Source organism: Hymenobacter sp. UV11 (assembly GCF_004684095.1).
Lineage (GTDB): Bacteria > Bacteroidota > Bacteroidia > Cytophagales > Hymenobacteraceae > Hymenobacter.
The window spans coordinates 246,006-259,731 of the sequence record NZ_SRII01000003.1 but is presented as its reverse complement, the minus strand read 5'-3'; the positions used below and the strand labels follow the sequence as shown (position 1 = coordinate 259,731).

The window sequence follows — 13,726 nt, the reverse complement described above, 5'->3', positions numbered from 1 at the left end:
CTTTTTCTGCCAGAAATACCCCCTCATCTATGCTACCTGCCTATATCCTCGACCACCACCTGCCCCCGCCCAGCCCCACGCCCACGCTGACGCTCACCGCCCAGGGCCGGCTGTATCCGAGTAAGATTCTGCTTACTACTCTGGGCCTGCGTGTCGGCCAGCCCATTGACCTGCTACCCCCCGGTGCGGACTGCACCGGCTGGCACTTGGACCTGCGCCCCACGGCGCGCCTGCACATCAGCTGGCACGCCGCGACCCGCCCCCGCATTAACGGCGTGCGTCTGCCCGCCGGCCTGCTGGCCCCCGGCACTAAGCTTACCCTGGCCCTGGGTGCTGCCCAGCCCCACTGCCCTGGCCTGTATCAGCTCACGGTGCCCGCTACCTCATCCGAAAACTGCTAACCCTGTGCGCTCATGAATTCCCCTACTGCTACTGCCCCGCTGCTACCCCCCTTGCCCACCCTGTCCGTGACGGACCAGGGCCGCGTGTACCTGCATGCTGCCCTGACCACGCACCTGGGCCTGGAGCTGGCCCAGCCCGCCAACCTGGTAGCGCCCCCCACCGGCAGCCCCTACTGGCACCTGGACCTACGGCCTGCCGCCAACTGCTTTATCGTATCCGGCAACAATGGCCAGCGCCTGCGCATCAGCAAGGTGCAGCTGCCCTTTGAATTACTCAGTCCTGACGAGCCCCCGCTCACGCTCTACCTGCTACCTGGTGAGCCCGCTATACCTGGCTACTACCCGCTGCTGCCGGCGGCCGCATTCGATGAGGCCTACACCGCCTTCCTGGCTGAAGCGGCTGTAGCTGCCCGCCGGGCATCGGTGACCCCCATCCCCATCGCCTAGGGGGTAGGGGTTCCAATCCTTCAGCCTGCCCAGCCTTAGATCGTAGGGCATCGTGAATTTATCACGCTGTCAAAACAGACCCTTTTTTTAATAATTGCATTATTCTTAAATTAATACCTTACGAACAGCTCCTATGGATTATCCAACTTGTACTATGTCCGAAACGGCTTTCCTCAAAGCCTGCAAAAAGTGCGGTATTCCGCAGCTGCTGGAGCGCTTTCCTTTTCTCAAGGCTGAGCAGAAGTATCGCGGCACCTGCAAGGCCTGTCGGGCGGCTGAACTGCGCGCCTTACGCCGCCACCCTGACCACGCCGAGCGCATGCGCGAAGCCGAGCGCGTACGCTCCCAGCGCCGCCGGCCTGCTATTCTGCAGTGGCAGCGCGAACACCCCGACAATATGCGCCCCGGTCGTCAGCGGCGAGCAGCCGCCCGCGCGGCCCGGCAGGCAGCTGCCCACGCTGCTCAGTTACTTACCACCCCACCCGATAACCAACCGCTCAGTTGATGCCCTCTTTACCCAAACCAGTCAGGCGCCCATGGATGCCCACCCCTGTGAAGCGCGAGTACCAGCAGCACGCTGCCCGTAGTCCCGAGTACGGCACCGCAGCCTGGCAGACTGCCCGTAAAGCCCAACTGCGACGTTGCCCGTGCTGCGAAGTCTGCACCAAACAGGGGCGCACCACGGTAGCCACAGTCTGCGACCACATTACCCCTGTACGCCTTGGTGGTGCCTTCTGGGACGCTGCCAACCACCAGTCGCTTTGTAAGTCCTGCCATGCTCGAAAATCACAGAGCGAACGGCTACTACCCACCGCCCCTACCCCGCTTGGTTAGCTGTTAGCTCCAGCGCGTAACCTATGGCACGCCCACCTACCTAGCAGCCCCCCACGCCGCCCCCACAGCAGCAGACAGCGCCCAGCGCGCCAAAACCAAACGAGGCCCGTAGCGGGGCTAAAAACAGGCCAGGGGGATAGGGGGGTAAAATCCTCAAGCCCCCTTGCCTTCTAGACCGTTGAGTGCGTCAAAAACACGCGCGTGCATAATGGAGGGAAAAGGGGAAATCAGTTACTATATTCATAAAATACTATTTTAAAATGGCCGGCCGACCCCGCAAACCCACTGCACAAAAGGCCCTCGGCGGTACTTTGCAGCCCTCTCGCACCAACCCCCACGAGCCCACGGCCGACGTGTATTTGCCTACCCCACCGGACTGGCTCAGTGACCGGGCGAAACAATATTGGGGGGAAATCGGGGCCGTGCTCTTGTCGATGAAGCTCACCACCGTGGCCGACGGCCCCGCGCTGCAACTACTCACCGAGGCGCTGGCTGAGTGGGCCGAGGCCAGGGAGTTCGTGAACCGTGAAGGCATGAGCTACGAGATTTACACTAAGCAAGGCGGCGTGATGCACCGCGCCTACCCCCAGGTAGCGATTGCCTCAGATGCCTGGCGCCGGGCCTCATCCATGCTCACGCAGTTCGGCCTCACGCCGGCCAGCCGCAGCAAGGTTTCGGCGCTGGGTGGCGAGGACGGGAAGGACCCGTTCGAGGAAATGATGAACGATATGAAAGGATGAAACACTTTGCAACATTTAACGACGACCACACTAAAGAGTATCGGTACCTACTCGGTCGCACTTGGGATGAGAGCTTACCGCAGGCTGTCTTCATTATGCTTAACCCCAGCACAGCAGATGCCGAAAAAGATGACCCTACTATTCGACGGTGCATCAGCTTTGCTCAGGATTGGGGCGCTGGCAGCCTGTCAGTGCGTAACCTCTACACGCTGTGCACCGCTCACCCACGTGTTTTAAAGAGTCACGCAAGCCCCCTAGGGGAAGCAGAGCGCTACTTGCTGCACGAAATAGCTAGTGCAAAATGGGTAGTCGTAGCCTGGGGAGCACACCGCATGGCGCGCCTTCGAGCAAAAGAAGTAATGGAATTGCTGAGGCAGGCTGGCGTTTCGCCTCAGTGCTTAGGCATAACGAAAGCAGGCCACCCGCGCCACCCCTTGTACGTGTCAGCCGTCACAGAACTTCGGCCCTACTATCTCCCATGAGTTTGCCCATCTGCTAGCATAGTTCACTACGCTGGGTATAGTGTTACCATACCCAGCTCGGGCGGTAGCAACTGGTACTGAGCTTTAGTACCAGTTGCCAGAGCTATCAGCGCCCCGAACGGCTGTACCAATCGGCACACTTTTGCGCCGATTACCGCCAAGGGTGTCCAGCCCAGTGGACGGCCTTACCCAGCCGTGGGCGTGAACGCACTCTTGCGCCGGCCTCTCCGCCCCGGGCGAGGTGTAGCGGCCAGCTGCTTACCCCGCTTTACCCCGCCGGGCCTTGGCAGAACCGGCCCCCAATCGGAGATTGGGGACGCTTTTTATCGCGCTCTTCTCTCGCCTTTTTTCTGCTCAGCCGCCGGCCGCCTGGCGGGTCCTGACTTGGTTGCCTTATGGATATTCTCGCTAGCGTCTCCGTCGTTCTCGGTGCTGAAATAGGTGGCTTCAAAGCTGCCATGGCCGAGGCAAGAAAAGACCTCAAAGGCCTGACGCAGTTTGCGGAGGGCGCCAAGGACATCGGCAAAAGCGTGACCACCTACGTGAGCGCCCCGCTTGCCCTGATTGGCGCGGGCGCGCTCAAAGTGGGCGGCGATTTTCAGTCCGCCTTCAACCGGGTAGAAGCCGCCACCCAGGCCAGCGGTGCCAGCCTCGCCGCCCTGCGGCAGAAAACGCAGAACATTGCTCTCGACCCCAACCTCAAGTTCAGCAGCGTGCAGGCAGCTCAGGCCCTAGAGAACTTGGCCAAGAACGGCTTGAGCACCACCCAGATTCTGGGCGGGGCAGCTGATGCCAGCACCGCCCTGGCCACGGCTACCGGTGCCCAGCTGGCTACGGCCGCCGACATCACCACCGACGTAATGAACAACTTCGGCAAGTCGGCCCAGCAAGCGGCGGGCCTGGTAAGCAACATCACCGGCACCACCATTGCCAGCAAATTCGCCATCGACGACTACCGTCAGGCGCTGGGCCAGGCCGGGGCCGTGGCCGGGCAGTTGGGCGTAAACTTCGAGGACTTCAACACGGCGCTGGGCGTCACCTCGTCGGGCTTCTCGTCGGGCTCCGATGCCGGCACCAGCTTCAAAACCTTCCTGCAGCGCCTGGTGCTGCAGAGCAAGGAAGCCGAGACGGCCATCAAGCAGCTGGGCCTGAATTTCTTCGACACCCAGGGCAAGATGCTGCCGCTGCGCGACATTGCCGGCCAGCTGCAAAAGGCATTCGGCGGCTTGTCAGACCAAGCGAAAAACACGTTTGGCACGCAGATATTCGGGGCCGATTCTATCCGTACAGCCCTGCTGCTGGCCAAATCTGGCGCGGAGGGTTTCGATGAAATGGCCGCCAGCATCGGCAAGGTGAATGCCGCCAGCCAGGGCGAGATTTTGAACAAGGGCTTCACCGGCGGGCTGGAAGCGTTCAAAAGCTCAGTGGAAGGCCTGGCGCAAGCTGTTGCCGATAGTGGGCTGCTGGACTTCTTTGATAGCCTGCTGCGGCACGGGGCCGCGCTGGCGGCGGGCCTGGCCCAGCTTAGCCCGGCCGTGCTGGCCACCGGCACGGTGCTGGCCGGCCTGGCCGCCGCCACCGGTCCGGTGCTGGTGGGGCTGGGCACGCTGGGTGCTGCCCTGCCGGCCATTCGCGCCGGGATGCTGGAGGTGCAGGCCGCTACGCTACTGATGCAGAATAACATGGCCGCGCTACGCGGGGCGCTGGCGGCCGTACTGAGCCCCACGGGCGCGATTGTAGCGGCGTTGGCCACGCTGGCGCTGGTCATCTACGCCGCCCGCACCGAGGGCGAGCGCGCCTACGAATCGTTTCAAAAGCAGGTCGAGGCCACGAAAAAGCTCGATAGCAGCCTCACCCCGCTGCTCGACCGATACGACCAGCTCAAGAGCAAAACCAGCCTGAGCGTCACCGAGCAGGAGGAGCTGCGCAGCGTCGTCGAGCGCGTGACGGCCATCATGCCCGAGGCGGGTACTAAGATTGACCAGTACGGCAACTTTATTGATATCGCGGCCGCAAAGGCCCGCCAGTCGATTGACACTTTTCAGGGGCTGGACAAAGCCTTTGCACTTAACAGCTTACCGGCTGCCAAGGCCAAACTTAAAGAGCTGGAAGACGCCTTTGCTACCCTACAAAAGTCAGCCGCGGCGGTCAATGAAACGGGCAAGCTCAACGGCGTGGAACTGAGCAACCTGGGAGCCAAAGGCGCGGCCGAAAACATCGGCTACCTGCGCAATGATATTGCCAAGGTGGGCGAAGAACTGGATAAGCAACGCAAGCAGGTGCAGGACTTCGAGGCTGCCGCCGGCATCCTGGCCCGTACTGTGGCCGGACCACTCATCCAGGCCCTAACCGAGGCCGACCTAGCGCTAAAGTTTCTGGGAGGCAGCACGGAAGCCGCCACGGCAAAAGTCGGCTTACTGGCCGACTTGCAGGCCCGCCTCAAAACGGCGCAGGATGCCAAGCCCAATCTGACCACCGAAGCCGACATTACGGCCAGCAACCAGCTTATTGCCAGCCTCGAAGCACAGATTAAGCGGCTGAATGAGCTGGGCAAGGCCAACGGCGATATGGCCAAGGCCTACGCCGAGGTGCAGAAGACTTTCCGCGAAATCGGCAACGAGTCGCTGGCCCTCGGCGAGCAGTTTAAGTACCTCGAAGCCCGGCAAGCAGCCGACCAATCGGGCATTAAAAAGCTGCTCGATGCGGGCTACTCGCCGTTCAGCCGGGCGGTGCAGAACCTGGTAGGCGACTTGAAAAACCTGAACGTGACGCTGGGCGACAATGCCAACCTGAGCCTGCGCATGGCCGACGTGGTGAAGAAAGCCTTCCCCACCGAGACGCCGGAGTTCAAGCTGAAGCTGCCCAAGGTTGAACTGCCCGACCTGTCGAATACCGTTTCGAGCCTGGTAGTGGACAACCCGGAGCTGCCGGACTACAAGGCCATTTTTGGGCAGGCCGCCAAGGATATCCAGGCCGGCCAAGGCCAGCTGCAAAACGCCTTTGTGCCCGTGAAACAGAGCCAGCTCGACTTCAACACCAGCATGGAGCAGCTCACCGACCAGCTGGGCGCCTCCATCGGTCCGGCGCTGGCCGACCTGGCCGGCTCGTTTGCCGATGCGTTCGGCAGCATCATTGCCGGCACGGCCACGGCGGGGGATGCCTTCGGGCAGCTGTTTGGCAGCATCCTCTCCAAAATCGGCTCGTTTATGTCCGACTTTGGCAAGCAGCTCATCACTATCGGCATCGGCAAGCTGGCGCTGGATTCGCTCTTCACTGGCCCACAGGGTGGGGTACTGGCCATTGCGGCCGGCGTGGGCCTGGTAGCGCTGGCCGGCATCGCCTCGGCCATAGGGCAGAGCGCCGGCAGCAGCCTCAAAAGCATTGGCTCGGGTGGCACTTCAACCGCCGTGCCGAGCGCGCCTAAAGCGTACACGCCCGCTGCCCAAACGCAGGCCCCGGCCCCAGTGATCATCACGCACCAGGTGGAAATAGTAGCCCACGGCTCCAGCTTACAAGGCGTGCTACAAATCCAGCAAACCAGAACTGGGCGAGTAGTGGGTAAGGTGCACTAAGACTTTTGGGGGCTCTGCCGATAAGCTATGCGCCCGCCAGGGTAGGCCAAAGCCACCGGCTGGATGAGCAGAAACCACTGCTTAGCCTGCAGCAGGTTACCCTTCACCCAGTACATGGGGTTCGTCATGCTGCTCACCATGTTCAGCCTCACGGTGTAGTCGCCCGCGCATCCGACAGCACAGCCAGAACCGCCTCATTCACCGCCTCGCAGGTAAGAGCGAAGCGCGGGGGTGGGGCGGCACTTTTTATCGTAGCTGGTGGGGTTACGTAGTCCTGCCTCAACTGGCCCACGTCGAGCCGTGGTTGCTGCTGCTACCCCAGGCGCTACACTGTATTGTATTACGGAGGTTTCGTTGGTCAGGTCAGTCAGCTCGTACTCATAATAGCCCGCGTGAGGCCGCAGCAGCAACTCGTAATGTAAGGTGCGCTCAGCCGTGTTAGCGGGGCCGCCACGCCGGCTAAATCCACGCGCTCCGGCCCCGCTAATCAATAGCCGCCCCGCGTTGCTACTATCCAATAGAAAGCTTGGCTTGTCGGTGAGTGTTGTACGGGCGTACGCACGGGCCAGGGCCTGCGCCTGCGCCTGGTTGGGTGCATCCAGGCGGTCCCGGGTTACATAGCCGCTTGTGCTGTCAACTGGCAAGAGGTTTTTCCATGCTTGCCCCCACAGCCGGGCTTATCAGCCCAGTCAATAGCACCCCCATGAGTAGTAGCTTTTTCATGCCCGAAAGCTACACCAGCAGGTGGATTCGGGCAGCATGCACTAAGAGCTGAGGCAACAAAAAGCCCCACCGTCATGAGTGGGGCTAACAGCGCAGCTTTAAGGCCGATGCCGACCATGCCCCGTGAGTGTAACTTGCATACCCCACTTAATTATTGCATTATGACTTTTACTAAGGATGCCCATGGTGGCCTTGAGAGCTATTTTGATAGCTTAGATGTCGAGAGGAAGATTTATTTTACCTCTAAAGGTTATTTTCCAAGTTTTGTCAAAGAATCATTGAATACAGTTAAATCTCATTTGAAGACAACATTAGAAAAAAAACTATATTTCACACAAGAGCATTTGCTATTATTTGAAAGTAATTTCGAAAAATTGTCTAATGGAATTTGCACAACGATTGAATTATATTATGATGGCAAGATATTAGAGGCTACGAGCTTGTTTAATGCCACACTAGAAAACATTAAGTTTACAGATACAATTAAGATTTTTAGTCGCTATAAAAATCACGGTGATTCTCAAGGTAATTATCAGAAAAACGGATTTTTTCGGGCACGATTCAGCGAAGCTCATCAGTTACAAGAGAAAGAGTTGTTTCATTTGCCCTTTGAGAAGCGACACGAGGCCAAAACAACTAGGTATAGTATTCCTGGCTTACCCGCTTTGTTTTTAGGTGGCTCTGTTTTTACGTGTTGGGAAGAATTTGATCGGCCGTCAGTGGCTAATTTGCATATTGCTAAATTCATACCTCAACGAGAATTGAATATTGTTCGTATTCTTCGGCCTTTTCAATTCAGAAATATAACAAACTCATTTCTTCCTACTTTAGAGCAAAATGACCCATTGAGAGACGAAAAAAATGAGGCATTTCGAGTGCAGGTAACCTTTAGTTATTTAGCTATCCTGCCTCTTGTTATAGCATGTGTATTTCGCACTGAACATCCTAAAGCTATTTTCAAGCCAGAATATATTATTCCTCAACTACTTCTTCAATATGTAGTGAATAAAGATGAAATAGATGGCATCATGTATCCCTCCACTAAAATCGACTTGTTATCTGCTATTGCGGGCAATCCTCAAAATATCATGCTTACCACCGTAGACACGTATAACTATGTGTTTCCTGTAAAAAGAAATCAGCCAAGTGGATATTCTCATGAATTACAAAAGCTATTTCATATGACGCAGTCGGTATCCTTTACCTTGGAAGAAGTTCAGTATTTAGAAAATGCAGATATACTTGGTCATGTCGCCTTAGTGCCAGGCATGGCTATTCCCTATAAGAACACAAGATTGGGTAGACTCGAATGGTACCTGAATCAATTACCTACTACTCAGCTAATCTTCTAGTACCATTCTGAGCCGTAAAACTCACCTCCATACCACTCTACCCCGGCACCCGGTACCGCTGGCGCGCCCAATTGGGCAGCGTTCAGCCGGGCCAGCCGGACCTCCACCGGACGGCGCGGGTCGTATTCGCCCACGGCCGCCACGGCAAAAAAGTCGCCGAGCAGCGCGTCCCAAATCGGGATGCTGAAATCCAGCTCGGCAATGTCTTGCGGCGTGAGCCTATAATATTCGGTCAGGTAGCGGGCCTGGTCGAGCATGGCCCGCAGGTCGGCCCAGTACTCCGTCAATACCATGCCGTTCAGGCTGAGGCTCAGGTCTACCCCCGCGAAGTAGCTGGCCGTGGTGCTCAGCGCCCGCACCACGGCCGGGCTGGCACCCACGGCGGGCGTCACGATGAGGCCCGCCGCTCACGGCGCTACGAGCCTAGCTATGCACCTCTCCCAGCGGAATCCAGCGGCGCACCTCTTCCGCCCGCTTCGCCGCGGAGGGAGTAGCATCGTCGGTTTTAATGCAGGAAACGGCCAGCAAGGCCAGGACTCTGCCCCGGCTAAGTGGGTAAGTTCATCCGCGCAACGGTGCGGCCAGACGCGCGTAGTTTTACCGCCGTCCGCTGGCCCTTATGGCCTGCTCTGCCTCCATGTGTTTCTATCTACTACTAGCCCTACTGGGCCCACTTCATAGGCCGGCCACCACGCCCGCGCCGGCCCCCCAGCCCCACCGCCTGGAGGCCACGCCCGCCTTCACCCTGCCCTTTAAGTTGGTGGGCGGACTGGTCGTGCTGCGCGACCTGCGCTGCAACGGGCAGCGGGGCGATTTTATCCTCGATACGGGCAGCTCGGCCCCGCTGGTGGTGGACAGCGGCCCCTTTGCCCAGCAGCTCAGTACGACGCAGCCTCCCCAGATAGCGCGCGGCCAGACCGGCCGGGTAGTCGTGCAAGCCCTGGCCGTGCGGGAGTTCGCCCTCGGGCCCGCCCGCTTCACGGGCTTCGCCGCCCAGGCCTTTGCCCTCGACCACCTACGCCGCTACACCGGCGGGCCCTTACTGGGCTTTATCGGCTACGGGCTGCTGCAGCACTTCGAAGTCGTGCTGGACTACGCGCAGCGCCGGGTCAGCTTTTATTCCCTGCGCGTGCCGCACCCCGCCCGGCGGCCGTTTACGCGCCGGGACTCGGTGGCCTTTACTCTGGTGCCGGGCAGGGGCTTCCCCGTGGCGGCCGGCTTTATCGGCCAGGCACCCGTGCGGTGGCTGCTCGATACCGGGGCCGCCGATAACCAGCTCGACACCACCTTCTGCCGCACGCTGCCCTTGCCCGACCGCCCCCAGCCGGGCGCCGCGGAGCCCTCAACGGGCGCCGATGGCCACCGGCAACTCGTGCGGCGTAGTATGCTGCGCGAAGCGGTGGTGGGGGAAACTAGTTGGCAGGGGATGCCCGTGCAGCTGGCGGCCTTTGCTCGACCCGCCAACGGCCAGCCGCTGCCGTACCAGGGTGTGCTGGGTTTTCCCTACCTGAGCCAGGATAAGCTGGTCAGCTTTCACTACGGCCGCCAGCAGTTCTACGCCCTAGTGCCCACCCGGACTACTGCCCCCGCCGCGGGCGTGCGCTAGGCGCTACAGCGTCGGCAGCGCCCGCTGCAACTGCTGCTGAAAGCTGGCTACATCGGGCCGGTAGTCCGCGTCGTCGGGCACCCCCAGCAGGGGCACTTACTGCAGCAGGCCCTCCCTGGTGGGGGTGCCCACTTGGAAGGCCAGCAGCTGGTACTGCCAGCCGGTCGCGGGGCGGGTGAGCCGCACCACGAAGGTGAGCACTACCCCCGGGTGGGCGCCCCGCAGCTGGCCCCGGTAGAGATGGTTCGAATCAGCCCCAGCTTGCAGTTCGTTCCAGACCGGGCAGGTGCGGGTAAGCCAAGCACGCAGGAGCTCGGCGTGGCGCAGGCCCAGTGGCGGAGCAGGGCATTTACTACACGATTGGAGGACTTATTAACGGTGGATTAACAAGGCTGCTTAAGTTGAGGTCGCTCAATGCTCCCGCCGCTTTCTTGGTCGCACACTCCTTAATACGCGGACTAGCCCAGCCGCTCGGCAAAGGCACGCAGTTCAAAACTGCAGAAAAATCATGGCAGCGTCGCATCTTATTGTAAGGAATGCCTATTAAGATACTACGGATTGTTAAGCGCAACCAAGACGAAATAATTAAAAGACTTTATTTCCTAGATGCTCTGCCGCTTTAAAGTGTTCAACCTCATATCCGAGATAATTGCACCGAAAACTAATCCAACAGAATTAATTAAATTACCCAAATAAAGTATTTGCAAGTATCCTGTTTTTGATTATTCCAGGATTTTAAATACTATTTTCGGCTAGCGAGCAGTGCTTTACGATGCCAGAGGATTTTATAACGTCCAGCCGATAATCCAAGCCAATTGACAACTAAGTGTTAAAGATAACAACTAATAGCCAAATTGCTAATGTTAAACCGGAACTGAAGCTGATAGCCTGAATACAACTGAAGCTAATATTTTTCAGCCCTACTATTGCCAAATCCATGTTACCTGGCGTTAAATTTCGAGAATTTTTATGGTAATATTAATATCGGAAATTTAATATTCCAGTTCCATTGGCCTTTTTGTGAGTTAAACGTTGGATACTCTGTTGGAACCCCAATTAATACAAATAGAGGGGCATCGAACATGCTATAATCTGGCAAACTAGTTTTATACCAGCTATTATCAAGAAAAGCAGAAGATGCTGGAGTTATAAGAGGTCTAAAGTTAGTCTTCCCATCAACCCAAGAAATGTCAGTTAGTGTATAACTATTGCAATTCCCCCAATTACCACAATGCTCATCATGGACGTAAGTTCCTTTCCCATGAAATAAGAAGTTTCGTAGTTCTCCTTGATATGTATCTCCATTTGCTAGAGTCATATTACCGCTCTGATACGAATATTTATCATCATACCAAATCTTTCCATCAAAAGTATACTCATTTCTGTGAACATGTTCAATCGCACCATCAATTCGACCTTTTTTGAAATCACCTTTCATCTGGGTGCCACTTACATTTAACTCACCTTTTCCTGAAAAGACTAAATACTTGAAATCTCCAACATATGTATAATTATTTCCTTTAGCAGTACCATAGGCGGAATCAGTGGCTGCTTCATAATATTTTTGAAGATTAATTTCACTACCGTCGGGGAATTTATAATCTGCTGACGAAGGTCTTCCATCTTGGAAATTCATAGAAATTTTAGTTCCATCGCTACCATCGTATTTTGAAGATATAGGCTCGCCTTTATCGTTAATTTGAGTCACTTTTTTAGACCCATCCTTATATTTTGTATTTGTTGGTGTTACTTGCTTACCATCTTTTGTTTCAAAAGTAGTAGTTTCATTACCTTTATTTCTTGCAATGGTAACCTTACCATCAATCTTTCCATTTTTGAATGTGCCACTAATTTTTGAGCCATTCTCTTTATTTTCTAATTCCCCTTTTCCGTCAAATGCTCCATTCTTGAAATACCCTACGTATGCTCTAGACTTGTTAACTAAATTACCTTGTCCGTCAGGAATACCATCTTTAAAATGACCAGAATATGTATCAGAGCCAGTACTGAGTTTACCCTCTCCGTCATACTTACCATTTTTAAATTGCCCTTTATAAACAGAATTTTCCGAAACTAACGTACCTAACCCGTTAGGCATACCGTTATTTAATGCTCCGCGATAACTTCCCTTTGGAAATTTTTTTATCCTCGAATTGGTCTTGTAATAGCTTAAGCCTTCGTTTGAATTCAATTGCTCCTTAACTTTATTCAGATAGCCGCTTGGCCTAATAGATAGCAAACCCCTTGAAGGCAAGTCTATACCTATTGATTTTGTCACCTTTTGCACAAGGTCAATACAGTTATTTGTAAAAACATTGTATTTTGGAGGATTATATTCCCACGTAACTAACAATTGATGTGCTGTAGTATAATCGTTATCGTTTACAATAAAGTAAATTTGGTCTGCACTCCGAACGTACTTTAGGCCTTCAAAATCAGATTTTACTTCACCTGGAGAACTCACTATATTTCCATTAGGATAAAAGCCTTGAATAGCGATTTCTGTCATTGCACTTTTTTCATTCTCTCGTCCTAAAATCACAAAGGCATGTCCAGATGTCGTATTATCTCTTACTGCAAAACCAACCCAGTTTTTTGAGGCATTAACATCATCACGCAAATCGATAACCGGAAATTGTGCATATGTAAATGCGGGCAGAAATAAGAATATTATCGAGATAAAAAAGCTGACCGTTTTCATAAATTTATTTTAAAGTAAGGCAGCTGTAATATATATTGTAATGTTTCATGGTCATGAGTATTACTGGCAGGTAACATTCAGATTGCCGCTACTGCATGACACCGGAAGTAGCGGCAATCCGAACATAGTCCGCTACTCAGTCGCGTAAGTACGTACCCAAAGGAGTGGGATTGCGCTATTCAGCGTTTCACACCTATAAGTCGTCAAGGGCAGAAGCCTGGCGGATGCGGTGGGCCACGTGCGTATCAATTCGGGGGTTACTGCTTTAATAGTGCATGTGGCACAATATTAATTTCCTATTCTTCTCGATACATCAGTGCCAGCACGGAACTAAGGATTGCCGATGCACTTTTTGTCTGGACTTAAGAATAAGTGGGGCAAGTCTGTGGTAGTGGCTAGGTGGGCGTGCAGTAAGGGAACCGGTATAGGCTTCCTGTAAAGAGCGGGGATTGCTACAGCGTACAGGTTCTGAAATGTACAGTTGTTATCGCCGAGGCCGTACTAGAGGAAGCCCCCTTGACGCTGGTGGTTACGCCCGGCGCAGTGTTAGTACTACTAACTTCAAATGAGGTCAGGCAGCAGACGTTCTTTCTGATACGTGTCGTGCTTTGCTGGCGAAATGATGGCTACTACCTTGCGGGCATGAGCTTCTAGTCGTTTCGCTTGCTTTCGCCCGTGGTGCAGTTCTACTGGGTACTTAAGCACGGTACCTTCCTAGCCAAGCACTGATGAGGGCGTCAATCTCTACCACTGCGCTGATGAAGGCCGCGGCTTCTTTGTCGAGGTGGGCGTGGACTATGGCCAGGAGCAGCCGATAGTGCTCAGGAGCTTTGTGAGCAGCGTGCCGCTGGAGGATTACAGCCACTAC

11 protein-coding genes are annotated in these 13,726 nt (G+C 55.3%); 9 read left to right on the top strand and 2 right to left on the bottom strand.

Annotated features, from left to right (window positions below; genetic code table 11):
* Positions 1 to 29: 29 nt before the first annotated feature.
* From E4631_RS06125 to E4631_RS06090, 8 genes are all read left to right on the top strand, one after another.
* Complete coding sequence (locus E4631_RS06125; RefSeq protein ID WP_133657676.1) at positions 30 to 401, top strand: hypothetical protein; 372 nt, start codon at positions 30 to 32, stop codon at positions 399 to 401.
* A 12-nt stretch (positions 402 to 413) separates the two neighbouring features.
* A complete protein-coding gene (locus E4631_RS06120; RefSeq protein ID WP_133657677.1) occupies positions 414 to 848 on the top strand; it encodes a hypothetical protein in 435 nt (144 codons plus the stop codon).
* 154 nt (positions 849 to 1,002) lie between these two features.
* Positions 1,003 to 1,353, top strand: coding sequence for a hypothetical protein (locus E4631_RS06115; protein ID WP_133657678.1), 351 nt, complete (start codon positions 1,003 to 1,005; stop codon positions 1,351 to 1,353).
* A complete protein-coding gene (locus E4631_RS27030; RefSeq protein ID WP_133657679.1) occupies positions 1,353 to 1,682 on the top strand; it encodes an HNH endonuclease in 330 nt (109 codons plus the stop codon). The genes E4631_RS06115 and E4631_RS27030 overlap by 1 nt, the downstream gene beginning before the upstream one ends.
* A 260-nt stretch (positions 1,683 to 1,942) precedes the next feature.
* Positions 1,943 to 2,422 (top strand): phage terminase small subunit P27 family, encoded by a 480-nt coding sequence (locus E4631_RS06105; RefSeq protein WP_133657680.1) that lies wholly within the window; start codon positions 1,943 to 1,945, stop codon positions 2,420 to 2,422.
* A complete protein-coding gene (locus E4631_RS27025; RefSeq protein WP_133657681.1) occupies positions 2,419 to 2,904 on the top strand; it encodes a DUF1643 domain-containing protein in 486 nt (161 codons plus the stop codon). The genes E4631_RS06105 and E4631_RS27025 overlap by 4 nt, the downstream gene beginning before the upstream one ends.
* A gap of 395 nt (positions 2,905 to 3,299) precedes the next feature.
* Positions 3,300 to 6,476: a phage tail tape measure protein gene (locus E4631_RS06095; RefSeq protein WP_133657682.1), complete on the top strand. Its 3,177-nt coding sequence runs from the start codon at positions 3,300 to 3,302 to the stop codon at positions 6,474 to 6,476.
* Positions 6,477 to 7,360: 884 nt separating this feature from the next.
* Entirely contained in the window at positions 7,361 to 8,551 is a 1,191-nt protein-coding gene (locus tag E4631_RS06090) for a hypothetical protein (protein ID WP_133657683.1), read from the top strand.
* Here E4631_RS06090 and E4631_RS06085 read toward each other — a convergent pair.
* A complete protein-coding gene (locus E4631_RS06085; RefSeq protein ID WP_133657684.1) occupies positions 8,548 to 8,943 on the bottom strand; it encodes a hypothetical protein in 396 nt (131 codons plus the stop codon). The genes E4631_RS06090 and E4631_RS06085 overlap by 4 nt on opposite strands.
* Positions 8,944 to 9,188: 245 nt before the next feature.
* On the opposite strand from E4631_RS06085, the gene E4631_RS06080 reads away from it, so the two are divergent.
* Complete coding sequence (locus E4631_RS06080; protein WP_166648091.1) at positions 9,189 to 10,157, top strand: pepsin/retropepsin-like aspartic protease family protein; 969 nt, start codon at positions 9,189 to 9,191, stop codon at positions 10,155 to 10,157.
* A gap of 967 nt (positions 10,158 to 11,124) precedes the next feature.
* Here E4631_RS06080 and E4631_RS06075 read toward each other — a convergent pair.
* Positions 11,125 to 12,858 carry a hypothetical protein gene (locus E4631_RS06075; RefSeq protein ID WP_133657686.1) on the bottom strand — a complete coding sequence of 578 codons (1,734 nt, stop codon included), beginning with the start codon at positions 12,856 to 12,858 and terminating at the stop codon, positions 11,125 to 11,127.
* Positions 12,859 to 13,726 lie beyond the last annotated feature (868 nt).